This is a genomic window from Bradyrhizobium sp. Kon58, assembly GCF_055807455.1.
Genome location: NZ_JBVVOT010000015.1, coordinates 22933 through 42887, shown reverse-complemented (window position 1 = coordinate 42887; position 19955 = coordinate 22933). Strand labels below are relative to the sequence as shown.

The following is a 19955-nucleotide window of genomic DNA, read 5'->3' as shown; positions in this document are numbered from 1 at the left end:
CTGTAGCTGTGTTCATCAAAACCAAAGGAGACAGCAATGAAGAACACGCTTTTGGCGGCCGTCTTGCTTACAGCGGCGGCTTCTAGTCCTGCATTCGCGCAAGGTGGCACCAATTCCGCGACATCCTCTCCATCTGCCGCCAACTCGGGCCAGAACACGGTGGTGCAGAAAATCCAGGATGATCTGAAGAAGGCAGGTTTCACCGACATCAAGATCGTTGCCGAATCCTTCGTCGTCCAGGCCAAGACGAAGGACGGCAATCCGATGGTGATGACGATCGGTCCACATGGGATGTCCGTGTTCGAAGCCATGAACACGGCCACGACCGGCTCGGGCTCCACAACCAACTCTCAGGGCACGACCGGGTCCAGCTCTTCGAACAACAACGCGGCTTCGAAGTAGTCCTCCATCTTTAGACGAACATCGCCACTGGTCCATAGCGGGCCAGCGATGTTCGTCTGCTGGCGCGGGATGGTGAGCCAATGAAGGCTCGGAGACGTACGCGAGCGTACAGAGATCCGCGAGAACCGGCCAGTAGCAGAAGGGTTTTAGCTACGTCTGCTGCGCGAAAGCGAGAAATCCAATGAACGTCAGCGAATTTGTTTGGCACCGGCTCTCCAAGTGGGGTTTGAGCAGGGTGTTTGGCTATCCTGGGGACGGGGTCGGAGGATTGGACGTCGCTCTGGAAGGCGCGAAAGACAAGATGGAATACGTGCAGGTCCGGCACGAGGAGATGGCCGCCTTCATGGCTTCTGCTCATGCCAAGTTTACAGGGCAGGTCGGGCTTTGTTACGCGACCTCGGGGCCCGGCGCGATACATCTCCTCAATGGTCTGTACGACGCCAAGATGGATCATGTACCTGTGGTCGCTCTCGTCGGCCAGCAGGCGAGGAGCGCGATCGGGGCGAGCTACCAGCAGGAAGTCGATCTGCAGGTCCTGTTTCAGGACGTGGCAGAATACGTCGGACAGGCAAGCGTACCCGAGCAGGTGCGCCACCTCATTGATCGGGCCGTGCGCATTGCCCACAACAAGCGCGCCGTCACTTGCGTGATCCTTCCTAAGGACGTGCAGGAACTGGACTACCGGGATCCGCCGCTGGCGCATGGGGCAACACATACCGGGACCGGTTACGCCGATCCCGCGAAACGTCCCGATGAAGCTCCGCTACGCGCGGCGGCGGAGGTGCTGAACAAGGGCAGCAAAGTCGCCATGTTGGTCGGAGCGGGTGCTCTGACTGCGACCGATGAAGTGATTGCAGTCGCCGAGCGCCTTCAGGCCGGAGTGGCCAAGGCGCTACTCGGCAAGGCCGCCGTGCCGGACGACCTGCCCTTTGTCACGGGTTCGATCGGCTTGCTCGGCACCAAGCCGAGCTGGGACCTCATGAAGAACTGCGACACCTTTCTGATGGTCGGCTCGGCGTTCCCGTATAGCGAGTTCCTGCCGAAGCCAGGCTCTGCGCGAGGCGTCCAGATCGACATCGATGGCGCACGTTTGAGTCTTCGCTATCCCATGGAGGTCAATATCGTCGGGGACAGCTCGGCGACCTTGCAGGCGCTGCTGCCCCTTCTGCAGCAGAAGCAGGATTCAGCGTGGCGGCAAGAGATCGAAGAGGGGGTGCGGGAATGGTGGCAGACCCTCGAACGGCGGGCAATGGATTCAGCAGAGCCTCTCAATCCACAGCGCGTATTTTGGGAGCTGTCGCCGCGTTTGCCGGAGAATGCGATCATCACCGCGGATTCCGGCTCTGTCGCCAACTGGTACGCGCGCGATCTGAAGATGCGGCGCGGTATGAAAGCCTCGCTGTCCGGTGGTCTGGCTTCTTTGGGCGCGGGAACACCTTACGCTGTCGCGGCAAAGATGGCTTACCCGGACCGCACCGTGATCGCGTGCATGGGGGATGGTGCCATGCAGATGAACGGCCTCAACGTTTTGATCACCATCTCCAAATACTGGAAAACGTGGTCAAACCCTCGACTGATCGTGCTGGTTCTGAACAACCGCGATCTCAATCAGGTCACATGGGAGGAGCGGATTCAGCTCGGCTCGGGCAAGACGCTATCGACCCAGAGCATTCCGGATTTCCCCTACCACCGATATGCGGAGCTTATTGGCCTGAAGGGCATCTTTGTCGACAATCCGGACCGTGTGGGTGCTGCTTGGGATGAGGCGCTGTCCGCGGACTGTCCTGTGGTCCTCGAAGCGTATACCGACCCGAACGTGCCGCCGCTTCCTCCGCACATCACCCTCAAGGATGCCAAGAACTTCGTCAGCATGATTCCTTCCGAGCCCGAGCTTGGAAGCGTGCTGAAGAACAGCGCCAAGGAGCTGCTGACGAGCGTGATGCCGGGGAAGGGATGATGCCAGAGGTGCCGATCGAAAGGTTGCAGGCGCGGGCGTTCGAGGTCCCGACCGATCGGCCTGAGGCGGACGGCACGATCAGCTGGAGCTCCACCACTCTCGTGCTTGTGGAAGCCTTCGGCGGCGGCAAATCGGGGGTCGGCTACACTTACACCGATCGAAGTGCGGTCGGGCTGGTCGCGGGCAAGCTCGCTGGCACGGTCCAGGGCAAGGATGCCTTTGCACCCCAGGCGGCGTGGCTGGCCATGCAGCGGTCGGTGCGCAATCTGGGCCGCGAAGGTCTTGCGGCAACGGCGATCTCAGCCGTGGATACGGCGCTCTACGATCTAAAGGCGCGCCTTATGCAAGTGCCGCTGGTTCAGTTGCTGGGAAGCTACCGGATGACCGTCCCGATCTATGGGAGCGGCGGGTTCACCTCCTATTCCGACGATGAACTCAGTCGCCAGCTGTCGGGCTGGGTCATGGAGCAGGGCTGTAGATTTGTCAAAATGAAAGTTGGCTCGGAACCGGAGCTCGATCCTCACCGCGTCGAGATTGCGAGGTGCGCGATCGGCGAGCGGGCGGAGCTTTTCGTTGATGCAAACGGTGCCTACGGCGTTAAGCAAGCGCTGCAGCTTGCTGGCGTTTTCGCAAGCCAGGGCGTGACGTGGTTCGAGGAGCCGGTATCGTCGGACGATCTGCGAGGGCTCAGGGCGATCCGCGAGCGCGCGCCCGCAGGTATGGACGTCGCTGCCGGAGAATATGCTTATACGACGGACTATGTGCGGACGATGCTGGAAGCGTCCGCGGTCGACGTGCAGCAGGCGGACCTCACACGTTGCGGCGGCGTCACCGGGTTTCTGCAGGCCGCCGCGATTTGCGACGCGTACCACGTCGACCTCTCTGGCCACTGCGCGCCTGCGTTGCATTTGCATGCAGCTTGCGCGGTGCCCCGGCTTCGCCACCTCGAATGGTTTCACGATCATGTTCGCATCGAGCACCTGTTGTTCGATGGTGCTCCGTTGGCGCGCAATGGCGCGGTCGAGCCCGACCTGACCCGGCGGGGCAATGGTTTGATCTTCAAGGAAGCGGATGCTGCACGTTATGCGGTCTGAGCACGCGAGAATACAAAGAGCCCACGGCCTCACCCCAAACAGAGTGGCGGAGGAGAGGAGCACGCTCGCACAGGGGCGTTCATTGCCTGCGGGCCGTTCGCTGTCACGTCCTGACCGCCGCGAGTACGACAACGTGTTGGCGGCGCGACGACTAAATCGGGCAGCGGGCACGCTCGCGGCATCGGTCCTTGCCGACAGTGCCGTGGAGCACTACCGCGGCTCTTTCAAGAACAAAGCCATGCTGACGCCGATCGTCGTCGCGGGCCTGACTTTGGCAATCAGCCTGCATGGCACGGCCGACAAGCGCCCCGTCGCTCACAACGCGCGCGACACCTCCTACCTACTGGCAGCTGGAACAGGCCTGCTTGGCACGGGCTTTCACATCTACAACGTCACCAAGAAGGTGGGCGGGTTCAGCTGGCAGAACCTCTTCTATGGCGCCCCGCTGGGGGCCCCCATGGCTATTCTGCTGTCAGGCCTGCTGGGCTTCTGCTCGGAGCGGCTGCGCGCCAATGGGCCGCGGCGCCGTCCCCGCGTGCTCAGCCTTCCGGCCGGCAAGACCGTTGCGACGGTCGCAGCGCTCGGCCTGCTGGGCACGAGCGGGGAGGCGGGTCTGCTGCACTTTCGCGGTGCCTTTCACAACCCACTCATGGCCATTCCGGTCACCCTTCCTCCAATCGGCGCCGGGTTGCTCGGCGCCACCGCCGCCGGGAGCGGAAAGAGCGCGTACCGCGCCACCAGGTGGTGGATGCGGCTGCTCGTCGTAATGGGATTCGCTGGTGTCGGCTTGCACGCCTATGGGATCTCACGAAACATGGGTGGCTGGCGCAACTGGACCCAGAACATTCTCAATGGTCCGCCGCTGCCCGCCCCACCAAGCTTCGCCGGACTTGCGCTGGCCGGGCTTGCCGCGCTCGAGCTCATGAAAGAGTCGTCCGATGGCTGACAGGACCTCTCAGCGCGGCCCAGGGAATGTTTACCCCGGCTATGACGTCCTTGCGAAGTGGAACAGTCCGTCTTGGAATGACAAGACGCGGGACGTCATCTCGCATCGGCTTGCGGTCGCGAACGAGCCGCGTTTTTTCACGGCGGATGAATTCGAATCCGTCACGGCGATGGCGAACCGAATAGTTCCGCAGGCCCGCTTGCCTTCGCGTATTCCGGTTGCGGCACTCCTTGATAGGAAGCTGCAAGATGGCGTCCTGGACGGCTATCGCCCAGCAGGTATGCCGCGAGATGGTGAGGCGTGGCGAGTTGGGCTCAATGCTCTCAATGCCGAGGCGCGAAGTCTTCACAGCTTGCGGTTCGCCGAGATCGCCGGGCCTGATCAAGACGCATTGCTGCAACGCTGCGAGGCCGGTGAATTGCATGGGCCCGAATGGGCCGGCATGCCGCCTGGCGTGTTCTTCAAGCACCGCCTGCTCCACGATCTGGTTCTGGCATATTACTCGCACCCGGCCGCCTGGAATGAGATCGGCTGGGGCGGACCGGCCAGTCCGCGCGGCTATGTGCGTCTCGATTTCGACGATCGCGACCCCTGGGAGGCCGCCGAAGCCAAGCCCGGAGATGAGGTTACCGCTCTGAGGATCAATCGCCATGTCCGATGATCCTCGGCACAGTCCCCGTGCCCTCAACGGTCGCGCGCCCGACGTTTTCCGGCCGGGCCGCTGGGTCAGCATGAGGGAATACGCCAACAACGAAGCGGTGGATTTCGTCATCGTGGGGACGGGCGCGGGTGGAGGAACGCTGACCTGCAAGCTGGCCGAATACGGCTTCTCGGTCGTCGCACTCGACGCGGGCCCTTACTTCCGTCCTCTGGAGGACTTCGCCTCCGACGAATCCGAGCAAACCAAGCTCTATTGGACCGACGATCGCATCGTCGACGGGGACAACCCGCTGCAGCTCGGGAGCAACAACAGCGGAAAGGCCGTTGGCGGTTCGACGGTGCATTTTGCCATGGTGTCGCTCCGCTTCCGCCCGGAATGGTTCAAAGCTCGAACCAAGCTCGGCTACGGTGCGGATTGGCCGATCGATTGGCGCGAGATGTGGGCTTACTACACGGAGGTCGAGCAGGCCCTCAAAATATCCGGACCGATCAATTATCCATGGGGACCGCCGCGCCCGCGCTACCCCTACCGCGCCCATCCGCTCAATGCTGCAGCCCGCGCGCTGGCCCGCGGCTGCGAGGCCATGGGCATCGCGTGGACGGAAACGCCGCTCGCCACCCTTTCTGCTCCGCGCGGGCTGGCGCATCCCTGCGTCTATCGCGGCTTCTGTGTCGCGGGCTGTTCGACCAACGCGAAGCAGAGCGCACTCGTGACCTGGATTCCCCGCGCCCTCTCGGCAGGTGCCGAAATCAGGGACTTGGCGATGGTGGGTCGGATCGAGACCGACGAGAACGGGCTCGCCGTTGGGGTGCACTATCATCGTCATGACAAGTGGCACTTCCAGAAGGCACGGAATGTGGTGGTGGCCGGTTATGCGATCGAGACGCCCCGGCTGTTGCTGAATTCTGCAACCGATAAGTTTCCGGAGGGACTGGCCAACAGTTCCGGCCTCCTCGGCAAGAATCTGATGGCTCAGGCGAACCAGGCGGTCTGGGGCGTCATGGACGAGGAGGTTCGCTCATACAAGGGACCTCCCTCCCTCGCGATCACCGAGCACTGGAATTATACGGACGAAGGCAAGGACTTCTTCGGCGGCTACTCCTACATGAGTCAAGGCCCTCTGCCGCAACTCTGGGCCAACACGCAGGCCAGCGCGCATGGACTTTGGGGAGCCCGGCTGATCGAAGAAATGAAGCGCTACAACCACGTGGTTGGCCTGAAGATCGTCGGTGAAATGCTGCCTCAGGAGAAAAATCGGGTCACGCTCGCCGACGAGGTCGACCAATACGGGATCAGAATTCCCCGCGTCACGTACTCCTGGGGCGACAACGACAAGCGCCTCATCGATCATTCGATCGGCTTCATGAGCCGGGCCCTGACCGCGGCCAGCGCCAAGGACATTTGGGTCCAGCACGACGATACCTGTCACCTTAACGGAACAGCGCGAATGGGCGGTCGCCCGGACAACAGCGTGGTCAACGCGGATTGCCGCAGCTGGGACATTCCCAATCTATGGATATGTGACGGCTCGGTATTCCCGACCGTTGGCGGCGCGAATCCGTCGCTCACGATTCAGGCGATCGCATGCCGCACGGCGGACCGGATCCGTTCGCTGGCTCGGCTGGGAGAGATTGGGTTTTAGCCACCAGGCATGGGAGAGAGGACCGATGCAGCACAAGCTTCTCAACAACGATGCTCAGCGAACCTATGCTGTTGTCCTGGACACCGGTGATGAGGCGATGGCGAGCATCCGTTCCTTCGCAGCAGCGCAGCAGCTTGCTGCAGCTCAAATCACCGGTATTGGGGCATTCAGCAGTCTCACGCTGAAATATTTCGATTGGGAGAAGAATGCCTACCTGGAAAACCGGGTCGATGAACAGGTCGAGGTTGCATCACTCGTCGGGGATGTCGCGCTTGCGCCTTCAGGCGATCCTTCCGTTCACATTCATCTGGTCGTTGGCCGGCGCGATGGCACAGCGCTGGCAGGGCACTTGGGCTCGGGCGTGGTGCGCCCAACGCTTGAAATGATCGTCATCGAAAGCCCGGCGCATCTCCACAAGATGCACGATCCCGACACCGGGCTGGCGCTGATCAAACTGGAGCAATGACGATGACAAATCTCGGTTCGACGGTATGGGCGATCCCCGAAGGTTACATCCCCAGCGACAGCGTTAGCGATGCTCACGACCTTGTCTCTCACGAGGCGGCCTGCTTCCTGAACGCCGGAGATCGCGAGGTGCAGGTCGAGATCACGCTGTTTTTCGAGAACAGGGAGCCGGTCGGCCCGTACCGTGTGAAAGTGCCGGCTCGCCGCACCCTTCACCTGCGCTTCAACGATCTGAGCGACCCTGCACCAGTTCCGCGCGACACCAGCTACGCGTCTTTGATCGAAGCAAGCGCTCCGGTTATCGTCCAGCACACCAGGCTGGACTCACGCCAGCCGGCGATGGCGCTGCTGTCGACCATCGCCTACCCGGCTGCGCATCCATGAAAAGCAGAGCACCCAGTCCACGGAGTAGGAGCGTGCCCGAGAAGCCTGCACCATCGCCTCTTGTTGTCGTGATCACCGGGGCATCCGCCGGCGTCGGAAGGGCGACGGCTCACCGTTTCGCGCGCGCAGGATGCGCGATGGGTCTCGTCGCGCGGGATCCCGAAGCTCTCGAGGAGGTGAGGCGAGAGGTCGAGGATCTGGGTGGACGAGCCATCGCCATGCCGCTCGACGTGGCAGATGCCGCTGCCATGTTCGCCGCTGCTGATCGCATTGCCGCGGCGTTCGGTCGGATCGACGTGTGGGTCAATGATGCGATGGTGACGGTGTTCTCGCCGGTTTGGCGCATGACCCCCGATGAATTCCGTCGCGTCACCGAGGTAACCTATCTCGGGTTCGTGCACGGCACGATGGCTGCTCTCCGTCATATGCGGCCGGCCAACCGGGGAACCATCATCCAAATCGGATCGGCGTTGGCCTATCGCGGCATCCCGCTGCAATCCGCCTATTGCGGCGCCAAGCACGCCATCCGCGGCTTCACGGATTCGCTACGAAGCGAGCTCATTCACGAGCGGAGCAGGATCAATCTGTCCATGCTTCAGCTGCCGGCGGTGAACACGCCGCAATTCGATTGGGCACGAGCGCATACGCCCCATTCGCCCCGGCCGGTCGCCCCCGTCGTGGAGCCCGAGGTGATCGCGAATGCGGTCTACAAGGCCGTGCAAAGGCCTGCCAGGGAGTACTGGATTGGTATCAGTACGCTCAAGGTCATTTTCGGCAATATGCTCGCACCTGGTTTGCTGGATCGCTATCTCGCCCGAACGTGTATCGCCGGCCAACAGACCGATCGCGCCATCGATGAAAGACGGCCGGACAATCTCGATAAGCCGCTGCACGGCCCTCATCGCACCCGAGGCAGCTTCGACTCGGAAGCGGTCGATCACGCCTTCGTCGCGCCTGCCAGCCTGCTACGGCTTGGGCCTGTTGCGGTATTGATCGGGGTCGTCGCAGTCGCGCTGGCCGCTCAAGCCAGCGCGTCTCAACGCAGACAGACGAGGATCGAGCCGCACCGTCTACGCAACCCGCGATCGAGGTGAGCACGGGTGGCGGAGCCAAAACCTCTTGAAGATTATGGGATGATCGGGGACGGCCAGACCGCCGCCCTGCTTCACCGCAACGGTTCAATTGATTGGCTGTGTTGGCCACGTTTCGACTCGGACGCATGTTTTGCGGCTTTGCTCGGCATGAGATCAAACGGCTATTGGAAGCTCGCGCCAGCCGGCAGCAGCGCTTCCTGCAGCCGCCGCTATCGCGCCGACACGCTCGTTCTGGAGACCGATTTTGAGGTGCCGACCGGCCGCGTCCGGCTGATCGACTTCATGCCGATTCACGATGGCGCCTGCGCCGTGATTCGGATCGTGCTCGGGCTCGCGGGACGAGTCGAGGTGCGCAGCGAGTTGGATCTGCGCTTCGACTATGGCTCCTTGAGGCCTGCGCTGGAAGTCGCCCAGGACCGGGCGGTTGCGTTCGTGGGACCGGATCTCGTGGTGCTGCATTCCCCCGCGAAGCTTTCGCGCCAAGGATCGTGCATCGTTGGTGAAGTGGAAGTACGCGAAGGCGAGCAGGTCGCCTTCTGCCTTCGCTACGGCAGCGCCACAGCGCTGCCGCCTCCGCCGCTTGCGGCGAGCGCCGCGCTGCATGCGACGGAAGACTATTGGCGCGGTTGGATTGCGAAGTTCGAAGTCGAGACACAGTGGCCTGAAGCTGTCAGGCGTTCGCTCTTGACGCTCAAGGCGATGATCTTCCGAGCCTCAGGCGGCATCATCGCCGCTCCCACCACCTCGCTTCCGGAATCGCAGGGTTCGCACCTGAATTGGGACTACCGTTACTGCTGGCTGCGCGATGCGACGTTTACAGTCACCGCTCTGCTGGAGGCTGGCTATCGTGACGAAGCCAAGGCGTTCCGGGACTGGCTTCTCAGGGCCGCCGGTGCCGAACCGGAGAAGATCCGGATCATGTACCGGGTCGACGGCTCGCGCCGGTTAGAGGAATGGACCGCGTCCTGGTTGCCCGGATATGCGGGCGTTGGACCCGTGCGGATCGGAAACGCGGCCGCTTCCCAGCGTCAGCTTGATGTCTACGGCGAACTCTTGAACTCCATAGCGGCCGGAGCCAATGCCGGGATTGCGCCTACGGAGCGGGAAAGCGAGGTCATCACAGCTGTCGTCGATCACGTTGCGCGCGTATGGGATCAACCTGACCACGGTTTATGGGAGCTGAGGGGGGATTCGCGTCACTACACCTATTCCAAGGTCTCAGCCTGGGCTGCGGTGGATCGTTTCGTCAGTTGCGCTGATTTGCATCGGGCAGCCGATCGCCAGTTTCTCCAGCAGATGGCGGCGTTGCGCCACCGGATGCATCGCGAAATTTGCCAAAAAGCTTTCGACCGCAAGCGTGAAACCTTCGTAGAGTACTATGGAGCTGATGGGGTTGACGCCAGCCTTCTGAACCTTCCTCTGCTGGGCTTTTTGCCCGTTGCCGACGAACGCATCCGCAACACCATCGCAGCGATCGAGCGCGACCTCGTGCATGCAGGCTACGTTCACCGCAGGTCGTCAGGGGCGACCCGTCAAGGTGCTTTCCTTGCGTGCAGCGGGTGGCTCGCGGAATGCCAGCTCATGCAGGGGAGGCGGGCTGAAGCGGAGAGGACCTTCGAGCACCTGTTGCACGCGCGAAATGAACTGGGGCTTTTAGCCGAGGAGTTCAACGTTCGTGATCGACGCCTTGCTGGTAACTTCCCCCAAGGATTGAGCCATTTGGCTTTGGTGCGGGCTGCCCTTCGCTTGGAAGAAAGCGCCTCAGACAGGAGCGGGGCACACGGAAAATAGTAGCATGCAAGAAAAGGGAACCGCTGCGGGCTGGAGCGCGTACTCTATCAAGGGTGGCGGACGGTTTCAAACTGGTCCCCGGACTAGGGGAGCATTGCATGCAGGATGGCCAGGCGACAGGCCCGGATTTGGGCTCGATTGAGCTTAAAGGCACAGCTCGGCCCTTGCTGACACGTAACAAGCTGTTGCGTTGCATTCCAGAGACCGAGCTGGCAGTGCTTCAGTCGATGGGGACGGATGTCGAGCTTAAGCCACGTCAGGTCCTCCATCATTGGCGTTTGCCGATGGAATACGTCTACTTTCTTGGCAGCGGCCTCGTATCCGTCTCAGCCAAGGTCGAGGCTGGGCGCTTTGTAGAGGCTTGGCTGGTCGGCTCGGAGGGAATGATCGGCGCGCCCTGCGTATTGGCGCCTGAGGATCCGATGCCGCCGCACCGTCGGGTCGTTCAGGTGGGCGGAACCGCCCTGCGAATTCCGGCGCGGGCCTTTCTCGCCGCGCTCGACGATCTTGGGGTGCTCCGCGGAGTGATCCTCTCTTACATCAATCTTGTCCTGTTTCAGACTTCACAGGCGGGAGCCTGCAATTCGCTCCATTCCGTCAAGCAGCGGCTTGCCCGGTGGCTTCTCGTTGCGGCGAACGCGATGGGGTCCAGCGAGCTGCCGATCACTCATGCGGTCTTGGCTCAATTGCTCGGGATTCGTCGAGCAAGCGTCAGCGAGTGTCTCGAAGCGCTCGAACAGGCCGGCATCATCCGCAACAGCCGGGCCGCGATAACTCTGGCTGACCGGGTTCAGCTGGAGCACTCGGCTTGTTCGTGCTCTGGATTGATACAGCGCGAGTATGATCGGCAGATCGGCCGCCGCCTGCCGGGTGAGAATTGAACGTGGAAAACGACTTGTGCAGAGAGCTCGCCTGATAAAGCTCTTGATCCTGGCCAACTCCACGAGTCGAATTGAACGAAAGCGATCTTCAGAACGTTTTCGTCTCCGAGCAACGGAGGAGCCATGATTCCAGTTTGGCTTAGAGATGTGGCGCTGGCTAGTCTGGCCGTCGGACTTGTCTGCGCGGTTGTAATCGCCATCGACCTGATCCGCCATCCACAGCGCATGTGGATCATGAACATCGTCTGGCCAGTCAACGGTCTGTTCGGCACCGTACTGACCTTGTGGATGTACTACCAATTCGGGCGGCTTGCAGCACGTGTTTCGACTGACACAAATGAGCACTCCGATAGCAAGAAGGGCACTCCGTTCCCTGTCATGGTGGCAAAAGGTGCCATGCACTGCGGAGCCGGATGTACTCTCGGGGACATCATCGCTGAAAGCCTTGCGCTTGCGTTCCCGGTGATTGCGATCTGGGCCGGATGGAAAAGAATTTTTTCAGAGAAGATCTTCGCGATCTGGGTTGTGGATTACCTGTTCGCGTTCGTGCTCGGCGTCGCATTTCAGTACTTCACGATCAAACCGATGCGCGACTTGTCACCCGGCGCAGGTATCGTCCAGGCTGTGAAGGCAGACACTCTCTCCCTGACTGCCTGGCAGATCGGTATGTACGGCTTTATGGCAATCGCCCAGTTCGCGATCTTCAGGAATCTATTCGGGGTAAGGCTCGAGCCGTCGATGCCGGAGTTTTGGTTCATGATGCAGATTGCGATGATCGCGGGATTTTTCACGAGTTATCCAGTGAATTGGTGGCTCGTAGAGGCGGGCATTAAAGAACGCATGTAACTAAGGATGAGCCTCGCTCGTTCGTCCCTGCCTTTCTGAATTCTCCAGCTGCGGATTGTGGCCGACAAGCTCCCGAGGAACCCGAGACCTTCCGGAGCGTCGTCACAGCGCCTCGAATTTCAGCATGAGAGCAGAGGTGGAGCCCTCAACCGCACCCAGTTTCAAGCTTTTCGGTGTCCCTCTGATCGGCGCGACGCCCGAAAACGCACATAAGCTGCTCCTGACGATAGGTCTGGTAGGGTGCGTGCTCGCGCTCGGGTGGGGGCTGCGTAAGGTCATCGCGCTCGGGCAAGGACTGGTCAATCGGCACAGGGTCCTGTTTTGGGTACGGCAGGCGATCAATCTGCTGCTTGCTGTGGTCCTCGTTTTCGGTGTGCTCTCGATCTGGTTTGATGATCCAGCGCGGCTCGGGACCGCCGCTGGCCTTCTGTCGGCAGGGCTCGCTTTCGCTTTGCAGAAGGTCATCACGGCAACGGCGGGATACTTCGTTATCCTAAGGGGGCGAACATTCAACCTTGGCGATCGCATCGTCATGGGAGGCGTTCGCGGAGACGTGATCGCGCTGAGCTTCATGCAGACTACCATTCTTGAAATGGGGCAACCGCCACCCGTCCAATCGGATTCGCCTGCAATGTGGATTAGAAGCCGGCAATATACCGGACGCATCGTGACTGTGTCGAACAGCAAGGTGTTCGACGAGCCGGTCTACAACTACACCCGGGAATTCCCGTTCATTTGGGATGAGATCAAACTGCCGGTGCGATACCAGGATGACCGAGCAAAGGTGGAGCAGTTGCTGGTCGATGCCGCGCGGGCACATACCGATGGTTTTAGGTCGAGGGCCGAAGAGTTCTCGGACGAGATGAAGCGCGTCTACGGACACGCAATGTCGGACTTCGAGCCCCGCGTTTACTGGCGCTTGACGGACAATTGGCTTGAGCTGACGCTTCGCTTTCTTGCTCCCGTGCACGGTGTTCGCGAGCTGAAAGACGCAATCAGCCGGGACATCTTATCTGGCCTGGATGAAGAGGGAATCTCCGTGGCGTCCGCAACTTATGACGTTGTGGGAATGCCAACCTTGCGGATCTCGGCCGATGCTCGTCTCGGCGCCCCGCCTGCTTCTTAGGTGCGCTTCAGCCAGGTCTGCTTAGGAACACGGCTGTTCAGGTGGCGTTGCGTTCGGAGTGGCGCCGAACAGGCCGGCGAGCGGTCGACGGTCGGGGGACGTCCAGTGGTGGCTCCGCCAACGCGAGAGGCTCGATTCTTCGATGTCCCTAGCGCTCACCGCCGGCTTATGGGGACTGTTGGGAGCCTCGTCCCTGATCGCAGGTGCTGCGGTGGCCTTTCTGCTGAAGATGCCCCGAACTGTTGCCGCCGGAATCATGTCGTTCGGTTGCGGAGTCCTCATATCGGCCGTGGCCTACGATCTGCTGGAGGATGGCTTGCACGAGGGCGGTATTTGGCCAATTGTGGGCGGCGCGCTCGCTGGATCGGTCTCGTACGCTGTCGCCGACTGGATCGTATCACAGCAGGGCGGCCATTGCCGCAAACGTTCCGGCAACGAGCAGAGAAACGCGGGCGAGGGAGGTGGCCTCGCAATAGCGATCGGTTCATTACTTGACGGAATTCCCGAAAGTGTTGTCCTCGGCCTCGGACTACTCAGCGGCCAAGGCGTCAGCATCGCCATGCTCTCCGCGATTTTTCGGTCGAATTTTCCCGAAGGGCTGTCCAGCGCCCTTGGGATGCGATCTGCCGGAAGGTCGGCCGGATATATATTCGGATTGTGGAGCGCTATTGCGGTGCTTTCGGGGTTGGCATCAGCGGCTGGCGCTGCGTTTCTGGGCGGCGCGCCGCCGAGAATTGTGGGGACGGTCGATGCGGTTGCAGCGGGCGCACTGCTGACGATGGTCGTCAATACGATGATCCCCGAAGCCGTCGAGGGCGATCGCAAATTCACGGGAGTACTGGTCGTTTCCGGACTCCTGGTGGCCTTTACCCTTTCCAACGGTTCTGGTCCGGCCCATTGAACTGCGACAGTGGTGACGCGGATTTCCCATTATGAGGACCGTCCATCGTCGGTGACGTCTAGCAGTGCCGAAGCTCCCGGGTGAACCGATTTAAGGACACTCAGAGAACCATTGGATTCGAGTACGACCGCATCAACATCTTCAATGCGGTCGATCCCCCGCGAGCGGACCGCGGCGCGGACGTCCTGCTCCGCAATCCGGTGTCTCTTCATTCTTGAAGCGATGAATTTGCCGTGACGAAAGATAAGCTCGGGTGGAGGGTTAAATATGCCGCGAACGCGAGGCCAGCGAGTGTAGATGGTGGCGAACATCAGCTGCAAGCCCAGGAGAAGAGCAAATGCCAGAGTACTTTGCAGGATTGAAACGCGTGCGGATAAGATGCCCGTTGCCATCGCAGAGCCGAGCGCGATCGTGACCATGAAGCCGAAGGCGTTCCATTTTGCCAGCGCGCGCTGACCGAAGGCGCGGATCAGAATGATGAGCACGAAATACGAGAGCACAGCGGCCACTGCGGCGTGGATGAGCGCTTGCCAACTCGGACCAAATCCAGTCATACAGTGGCTTCCCAACAGAGTGCCTGTTGCCCGGCGCAGTTCTCCGATGACTGAATGCGCCGGGCACCTTGCTAAACCCGGAGCGCGTCACCACCGATGGTGCGCACGGATCACGCCGTGATGGTGGTGCCGATAGTGCCGCGGCGCCCATCCGTAGCTATGACGCCAAGGTTGCGCGCGCCGGACCGTATATCCCCATGGCCTCGGCGCGGACCAGCCATAGCTATAGCGCCAGGGGCGCGGGCCCCAGGCGTATGGCCGCGGTCTCCAACCATAACCGCCCCAGTAAGGTGTATAGGAGTAAGCCGGATAGTACCCACCGTAGCCGTAGGGGTATCTGTAGCCATAGTACGGCGGATATTCCTCATAATACGGGGTCGCAAAGGCTGAGCCGATCAAGGCTCCTGCCAGCAGGCCGGCGCCGATTCCCCAACCGCCACGCCATCGAACCTGCGTCAGATTATCCTGCACTGCCGACGTGTGCTGCGTGGAGCTCGCGGCTGCCGAGAGCGGTGTCAGAGGCGCAGCCTGGCTACTGCTGACAGGAGAAATTGCGATCAGGCCGGTGAGAGAAAGGGCAAGTGTGAGTCTCCGCATCTGTGGCTCCTGTAATTTCAGAATGCGGTCTCAACATCAGCCTGCAATCTTGGTTTCTCGGGTCAAGGGTTCGGGACACTATGTCGCGCCGATTGCCGGTCAGACACGCGAGTGTACGACACCGTACCAACTCCGTGGCCTCCGCACCTTTTCAGCAGTGTTCCTGAACTAGGCAGCCTGTTTACTCTCGCGCTCCAGGAAGCCTTCGACATAGATCATGCGGACAGCAACGAGCAGAACGGCGATCAAGGGCGTGGCAACGATCAGTCCGATCAAACCAAAGAGAGTGCCAAGGATCGTTTGGGAAAGTATCGTCAGTGCGGGTGGCAGCGAGACAGTTCGTTTCTGAATCCATGGTGCGATGACATTTCCCTCCAACAGCTGGATCGTCAAAAACAAGAGAGCGACCCAAGCGGCAAGAGCAGGAGACTGTGCCAGAGCCACGAGGATCGCCGGCACTGCGCCTGCAAGTGCCCCGATGTATGGCACGAAGTTCAGAAGGGCCGCCAGCAGGGCCAGTGATAGTGGCAAGGGCGAACCGATGAGGAGAAGGCCCAGTCCGAGGAGCAGACCAACTATCAGCATGTCGACGAGTTGACCAAGAAACCAGAGCCTAAGCGTAGCGCCGAGCTCTCCGGCAACTTCTCGGCCGCGAGGTCGCCAGGCCATTGGAAGCAAACGAAGCGAGCCTTCGAGATACAATTGGGGCGACGCAGCGAGGAATATCGCTGTCGCCGCCGTCACGACGAGAGTGCCACCTATGCCGAGAACGGAGCCAACGACGCCGGTGACGTAGCCTGTCAGGCCAGTGCGCAGAGACTTTCCGGCGATCTGCAACTGTTGAGCCAAAATCGAACCCCACGAGCTGTTTTGCAGTTCGCTCCAGATCCGTGCCAGTTGGGTTCTCAGTTGCTGGCTGATCTCGTCGGCCTGGATGAAAATGGCGCTGCCGCGCCACCACAGCAGCGCACCGAGTGCGAGCCCTGTCACAAGAATGACGGAAATCAAAGACGTGTATGGCCCGAGGCGCGTGACCCGACGGACCGCGTTGCTGGCGCCCCGCAAAACGCAAGCGATGACCACGGCGCTGAACAAGAGCAACAGTATGTCGCGAAGCAGCCAGACCGAGAGCGCGAGAAATAGAGCGATTGCGCTTACACGAAGGGTGCGCTCGATATGCCTCACATGAACAGTCAATTTGTCTTCCAATTCGTCTCCTTTGTCGGAACAGTCCAGATTCCGAAGCTCGACATTGAAGTTGCGCAGGCGAGACTACTCGGAACATCATCGCGGCGATCGCGTCGCGATGTATGTAATACTCTGTTGCGGCCTCAAACGTTCTTGTACGCAAGCGACTAATTCTCGTCCGAAGACCGCCGAAGCACCAGAGCGAGTCGGGCATCGTGTTGCTGATCGTCGTTCGTTTCTGAGGAGATGGCATGTACAGCGTTCTAATCTCCGGGGTTGGAATTGCCGGACCCACGCTTGCCTATTGGTTGAAAGCAGCCGGGTTCCAGCCGACGCTCCTCGAGCGTGCCTCCGCTCTACGGAGCGGAGGCTATGTCATCGATTTTTGGGGGCTCGGCTACACCATCGCTGAACGGATGGGATTGATGCCGGAGATCAATCGCGACGGCTACTACGCCCGAGAGTTTCGGATCGTAGATGAAGCTGGCCGTCGGCTGGCCGGCTTCGGTACCGACGTCTTCTCCGAGTTGACGAATGGACGATACGTTACTCTTCAGCGCAGTGACCTCTCGCGCATGCTGTTCGAACGGGCCAGCGGCGTCGAAGCCATTTTCGGAGACGAGATCATTCTCGTCGAAGAGAAACCAGATTGCGTCGAAGTCCAACTGAAGCACGGCGGCAGGCGCAGGTTCGACCTTCTCGTCGGGGCAGACGGCCTGCATTCAGCCGTGCGCAATCTGGTCTTTGGACCACAGGCTCAATTCGAGCGGCGTCTGGGGTATACCGTGGCCGCCTTCGAAACTCACGGCTATCGACCGCGCGACGAGGATGTGTATCTGATCTACGGTCAGCCGGGCCGCATGGTAGGCCGCTTCACGCTGCGTGACGATCGTACATTGTTTCTCTTGGTGTTTGCCGAGCACCAGTCAGTTTTGCCGGAAACGCCGGCCTCGCAAAAGGCGCTCCTTCGGGAAATCTATGGCGGAGACGGCTGGGAGTGCGATCAGATGCTCGCCGAACTGGAGCGCGCCGGTGAACTCTATTTCGACACCGTCAGTCAGATCAGGATGCCGAACTGGTCACGAGGTCGGGTGGCGCTCATTGGTGATGCCGCTTTCTGCGTCTCGCTCCTGGCAGGGCAGGGATCGGCGCTGGCGATGATTTCAGCTTATGTCTTGGTCGGTGAACTCGCCCTGTCCGGTGGACGATATTTGGAGGCGTTTGCGGGATACGAGGCGCGGCTGAAGAGCTATATAGGCCGGAAACAGCGGGGTGCGGAGCGCTTTGCCGGAGCCCTGGCGCCGAGAACGCGTGTGGGAATGCTCTTCCGCAACGTCGTGGTCAGAAGCTTCTCGATATCGGGGCTGGCGAGGCTCGCAATTGGGCGGGACATCGCCGACGAACTGGAGCTTCCTGACTACCGTTGGGCGGGCACCATGAATCGACGGGCAACCAACAAGGGCGTCCAATGGCGGTGACGTGGAGGCTCGATGGGCGCGGATTGTCGCCATGCCTCTCGGCAGGAACCGGCTTTCGGAACCAGAGTTCATATCGGTGTCTGTGCGCAATAGTGGTCAAATGCCCTCGGTCCTGACTTACGGCACGCGAAAAGCCCTGATCGGCAGCAGCATCAAGCCGTTTGCTGAAGAGCGGAAGGTCAGCCTTCTCGTGCTTTGCGCGCTCGCCTTGGTGATTGGCGTCATGACCGGACTTGGCGCCGTCGGCTTTCGCGCGCTGATCGGCCTCGTGCACAATTTGTCTTACAATGGCAGGCTGAGCGTCGTTTACGACGCAAACGTCAGTGAGGGACCCAGTCCTTTCGGCGACTTTGTTCTTCTTGCGCCTGTGATCGGCGGCCTCATCGTCGTTTTTCTCGTCCGGCGGTTCGCTCCAGAAGCAAAGGGACATGGCGTACCCGAAGTGATGGACGCCATATTCTACAAGCGCGGCAAAATTCGGGGTTCGGTAGCTTTGATAAAGGCGCTGGCGTCCGCAATATCGATCGGAAGCGGCGCCGCCGTCGGGCGCGAAGGCCCTATCATTCAGATAGGCTCAGCCCTTGGCTCAGCCTTTGCTCAATTCATCGGGCTCTCGACCCGGCAGAGGATCACGCTGCTGTCCGCGGGCGCGGGCGCGGGCATTGCCGCAACCTTCAATACTCCGCTGGGCGGCGTGCTGTTTGCTCTGGAAATTCTTCTGCCGGAAGTTTCAAACCGGACATTCCTCCCAGTCGTCGTGGCCACGGGGGCTGCGACGACGATCGGGCGCATCCTGATCGGTCCGGACCCGGCCTTTTCGGTTCCGGATGTGCAATTCAGCATGGTCGCATCCTTCAATGCGCAGGAAGCTCTCGCATTTCTCCTGCTTGGCTTGCTGTCTGGAGCGGCAGCCTGGGCGTTTATCCGTCTGCTCGTCTTCATGGAAGACGGGTTTCCGAAGCTGTCTGGCAACGAGTATGTTCAAAATATCATCGGCATGTCGTCAATCGGCCTGATGATGGTGGTGCTCACCCATGCCTTTGGCCACTCCTACGTCGACGGCGTCGGCTACTCCGTCATTCAGGAGATACTGGACCACAAGATGACGGCGGCGGGGTTACTGGCGCTGCTGTTCGTGCTGAAGCTGTTGGCAACGACGGTCAGCCTCGGCTGCGGGGCGTCGGGCGGGATCTTCTCGCCATCGCTTTACCTTGGCGCCACGCTGGGGGCCGCCTTTGCCGCTGCAACCAATCCAATCCTGCCTCATTCAGGGCTAACGCCATCTTCGGCCGCGATCATTGGAATGGCGGCCATCGTCGGTGCAGGTACGGGCGGCGTCATGACGGCGATCGTGATGGTCTTCGAGATGACCCGCGATTACGCAATCATCGTTCCGGTGATCGTTGCGGTGGCGTTGGCTGCAGGCGTCAGGCGTGCACTCGTCAACGAGACGATCTACACGATCAAGCTGCGCCACCGCGGGCACCGCATTCCGAAGGAGCGGCATATCAACCTCTATCTGGTGAAGCAGGCCCAGGACATCATGGAGAGGCGCTTTATCGTCGCCGGAGTAGGAACGACACTAAAACAGGCTATGGCTGCGGAAGATATGGATGATGCACTTCCTATCGTGGTTGAGCGCGAAGGCCGGATTGTCGGGCTGATCCCACCACGTTCCGGCTTATGGGCGGAGTCGCAATCGAACCCAGCTCTCATGGTCGAGCAATTCGTCGAGCGGCGAATGGTCATTTGCCGCGATCAGGACCTTTTGAGCTTGGTGTTTGCCAGGTTGAAGCGCCATCGGGCCGGGGCGGCAATTGTTGTCCGCTCTGCCTCGCGCCCGCGCGTGAACGATATCGTTGGCGTCCTCACCAAACGCGTGATCGCCGATGCCGTCATCGACAGCTATGAGGATTGATCCGTTCAAAAATGAGGCGCTTGTCGCCTG

The 19955-nt window shown here is 60.7% G+C and carries 18 protein-coding genes; 16 read left to right on the top strand and 2 right to left on the bottom strand.

Annotated features, from left to right (window positions below):
* Positions 1–36: 36 nt before the first annotated feature.
* The 14 genes from AC0L20_RS23365 to AC0L20_RS23300 all read left to right on the top strand — a co-directional run bounded on the left by AC0L20_RS23365 (position 37) and on the right by AC0L20_RS23300 (position 14190).
* Entirely contained in the window at positions 37–402 is a 366-nt protein-coding gene (locus tag AC0L20_RS23365) for a hypothetical protein (protein WP_354161764.1), read from the top strand.
* 181 nt (positions 403–583) lie between these two features.
* On the top strand, positions 584–2359 hold the full coding sequence (locus AC0L20_RS23360; RefSeq protein ID WP_473292577.1) for a thiamine pyrophosphate-requiring protein: 1776 nt from the start codon (positions 584–586) through the stop codon (positions 2357–2359).
* On the top strand, positions 2356–3453 hold the full coding sequence (locus tag AC0L20_RS23355) for an enolase C-terminal domain-like protein (RefSeq protein WP_473292572.1): 1098 nt from the start codon (positions 2356–2358) through the stop codon (positions 3451–3453). Before AC0L20_RS23360 ends, AC0L20_RS23355 begins: the two co-directional genes overlap by 4 nt.
* A gap of 82 nt (positions 3454–3535) precedes the next feature.
* The gene (locus tag AC0L20_RS23350) at positions 3536–4399 is read left to right on the top strand and encodes a hypothetical protein (RefSeq protein WP_473292569.1); all 864 of its coding nucleotides are present in this window, start codon (positions 3536–3538) and stop codon (positions 4397–4399) included.
* Positions 4392–5060: a gluconate 2-dehydrogenase subunit 3 family protein gene (locus AC0L20_RS23345; RefSeq protein ID WP_473292566.1), complete on the top strand. Its 669-nt coding sequence runs from the start codon at positions 4392–4394 to the stop codon at positions 5058–5060. The genes AC0L20_RS23350 and AC0L20_RS23345 overlap by 8 nt, the downstream gene beginning before the upstream one ends.
* Complete coding sequence (locus AC0L20_RS23340) at positions 5050–6702, top strand: GMC family oxidoreductase (protein WP_473292563.1); 1653 nt, start codon at positions 5050–5052, stop codon at positions 6700–6702. The genes AC0L20_RS23345 and AC0L20_RS23340 overlap by 11 nt, the downstream gene beginning before the upstream one ends.
* Before the next feature lie 25 nt (positions 6703–6727).
* Positions 6728–7168, top strand: a complete 441-nt coding sequence (locus tag AC0L20_RS23335; protein ID WP_473292560.1) for a PPC domain-containing DNA-binding protein — start codon at positions 6728–6730, stop codon at positions 7166–7168.
* A 2-nt stretch (positions 7169–7170) separates the two neighbouring features.
* Positions 7171–7551 (top strand): sensory rhodopsin transducer, encoded by a 381-nt coding sequence (locus AC0L20_RS23330; protein WP_473292558.1) that lies wholly within the window; start codon positions 7171–7173, stop codon positions 7549–7551.
* Between the two features lie 32 nt (positions 7552–7583).
* Complete coding sequence (locus AC0L20_RS23325; protein ID WP_473292556.1) at positions 7584–8645, top strand: SDR family oxidoreductase; 1062 nt, start codon at positions 7584–7586, stop codon at positions 8643–8645.
* A gap of 6 nt (positions 8646–8651) precedes the next feature.
* Positions 8652–10436: a glycoside hydrolase family 15 protein gene (locus AC0L20_RS23320; protein ID WP_473292552.1), complete on the top strand. Its 1785-nt coding sequence runs from the start codon at positions 8652–8654 to the stop codon at positions 10434–10436.
* A 98-nt stretch (positions 10437–10534) separates the two neighbouring features.
* The gene (locus tag AC0L20_RS23315; RefSeq protein WP_473292550.1) at positions 10535–11317 is read left to right on the top strand and encodes a Crp/Fnr family transcriptional regulator; all 783 of its coding nucleotides are present in this window, start codon (positions 10535–10537) and stop codon (positions 11315–11317) included.
* Positions 11318–11440: 123 nt separating this feature from the next.
* A complete protein-coding gene (locus AC0L20_RS23310; protein ID WP_473292548.1) occupies positions 11441–12163 on the top strand; it encodes a DUF4396 domain-containing protein in 723 nt (240 codons plus the stop codon).
* A gap of 124 nt (positions 12164–12287) precedes the next feature.
* Positions 12288–13289: a mechanosensitive ion channel family protein gene (locus AC0L20_RS23305; protein WP_473292546.1), complete on the top strand. Its 1002-nt coding sequence runs from the start codon at positions 12288–12290 to the stop codon at positions 13287–13289.
* Between the two features lie 142 nt (positions 13290–13431).
* Positions 13432–14190: a ZIP family metal transporter gene (locus tag AC0L20_RS23300; protein WP_473292543.1), complete on the top strand. Its 759-nt coding sequence runs from the start codon at positions 13432–13434 to the stop codon at positions 14188–14190.
* A gap of 29 nt (positions 14191–14219) precedes the next feature.
* On the opposite strand, the gene AC0L20_RS23295 is transcribed toward AC0L20_RS23300, so the two are convergent.
* Both AC0L20_RS23295 and AC0L20_RS23290 read right to left on the bottom strand, forming a co-directional pair.
* Entirely contained in the window at positions 14220–14744 is a 525-nt protein-coding gene (locus AC0L20_RS23295) for a DUF421 domain-containing protein (RefSeq protein WP_473292541.1), read from the bottom strand.
* A gap of 765 nt (positions 14745–15509) precedes the next feature.
* A complete protein-coding gene (locus tag AC0L20_RS23290) occupies positions 15510–16550 on the bottom strand; it encodes an AI-2E family transporter (protein ID WP_473292538.1) in 1041 nt (346 codons plus the stop codon).
* 230 nt (positions 16551–16780) lie between these two features.
* On the opposite strand from AC0L20_RS23290, the gene AC0L20_RS23285 reads away from it, so the two are divergent.
* A complete protein-coding gene (locus AC0L20_RS23285) occupies positions 16781–18007 on the top strand; it encodes an FAD-binding domain (RefSeq protein WP_473292535.1) in 1227 nt (408 codons plus the stop codon).
* 31 nt (positions 18008–18038) lie between these two features.
* On the top strand, positions 18039–19925 hold the full coding sequence (locus AC0L20_RS23280; RefSeq protein ID WP_473292532.1) for a chloride channel protein: 1887 nt from the start codon (positions 18039–18041) through the stop codon (positions 19923–19925).
* Positions 19926–19955 lie beyond the last annotated feature (30 nt).

Bases quoted from the DNA above. Each gene is read 5' to 3' on its own strand.
- AC0L20_RS23280 (WP_473292532.1), top strand. From the start codon at position 18,039: ATGCCTCTCGGCAGGAACCGGCTTTCGGAACCAGAGTTCATATCGGTG.
- AC0L20_RS23340 (WP_473292563.1), top strand. From the start codon at position 5,050: ATGTCCGATGATCCTCGGCACAGTCCCCGTGCCCTCAACGGTCGCGCG.
- AC0L20_RS23365 (WP_354161764.1), top strand. From the start codon at position 37: ATGAAGAACACGCTTTTGGCGGCCGTCTTGCTTACAGCGGCGGCTTCT.
- AC0L20_RS23295 (WP_473292541.1), bottom strand. From the start codon at position 14,744: ATGACTGGATTTGGTCCGAGTTGGCAAGCGCTCATCCACGCCGCAGTG.
- AC0L20_RS23300 (WP_473292543.1), top strand. From the start codon at position 13,432: ATGTCCCTAGCGCTCACCGCCGGCTTATGGGGACTGTTGGGAGCCTCG.
- AC0L20_RS23330 (WP_473292558.1), top strand. From the start codon at position 7,171: ATGACAAATCTCGGTTCGACGGTATGGGCGATCCCCGAAGGTTACATC.
- AC0L20_RS23310 (WP_473292548.1), top strand. From the start codon at position 11,441: ATGATTCCAGTTTGGCTTAGAGATGTGGCGCTGGCTAGTCTGGCCGTC.
- AC0L20_RS23315 (WP_473292550.1), top strand. From the start codon at position 10,535: ATGCAGGATGGCCAGGCGACAGGCCCGGATTTGGGCTCGATTGAGCTT.
- AC0L20_RS23285 (WP_473292535.1), top strand. From the start codon at position 16,781: ATGTACAGCGTTCTAATCTCCGGGGTTGGAATTGCCGGACCCACGCTT.
- AC0L20_RS23360 (WP_473292577.1), top strand. From the start codon at position 584: ATGAACGTCAGCGAATTTGTTTGGCACCGGCTCTCCAAGTGGGGTTTG.
- AC0L20_RS23355 (WP_473292572.1), top strand. From the start codon at position 2,356: ATGATGCCAGAGGTGCCGATCGAAAGGTTGCAGGCGCGGGCGTTCGAG.
- AC0L20_RS23345 (WP_473292566.1), top strand. From the start codon at position 4,392: ATGGCTGACAGGACCTCTCAGCGCGGCCCAGGGAATGTTTACCCCGGC.
- AC0L20_RS23335 (WP_473292560.1), top strand. From the start codon at position 6,728: ATGCAGCACAAGCTTCTCAACAACGATGCTCAGCGAACCTATGCTGTT.
- AC0L20_RS23305 (WP_473292546.1), top strand. From the start codon at position 12,288: ATGAGAGCAGAGGTGGAGCCCTCAACCGCACCCAGTTTCAAGCTTTTC.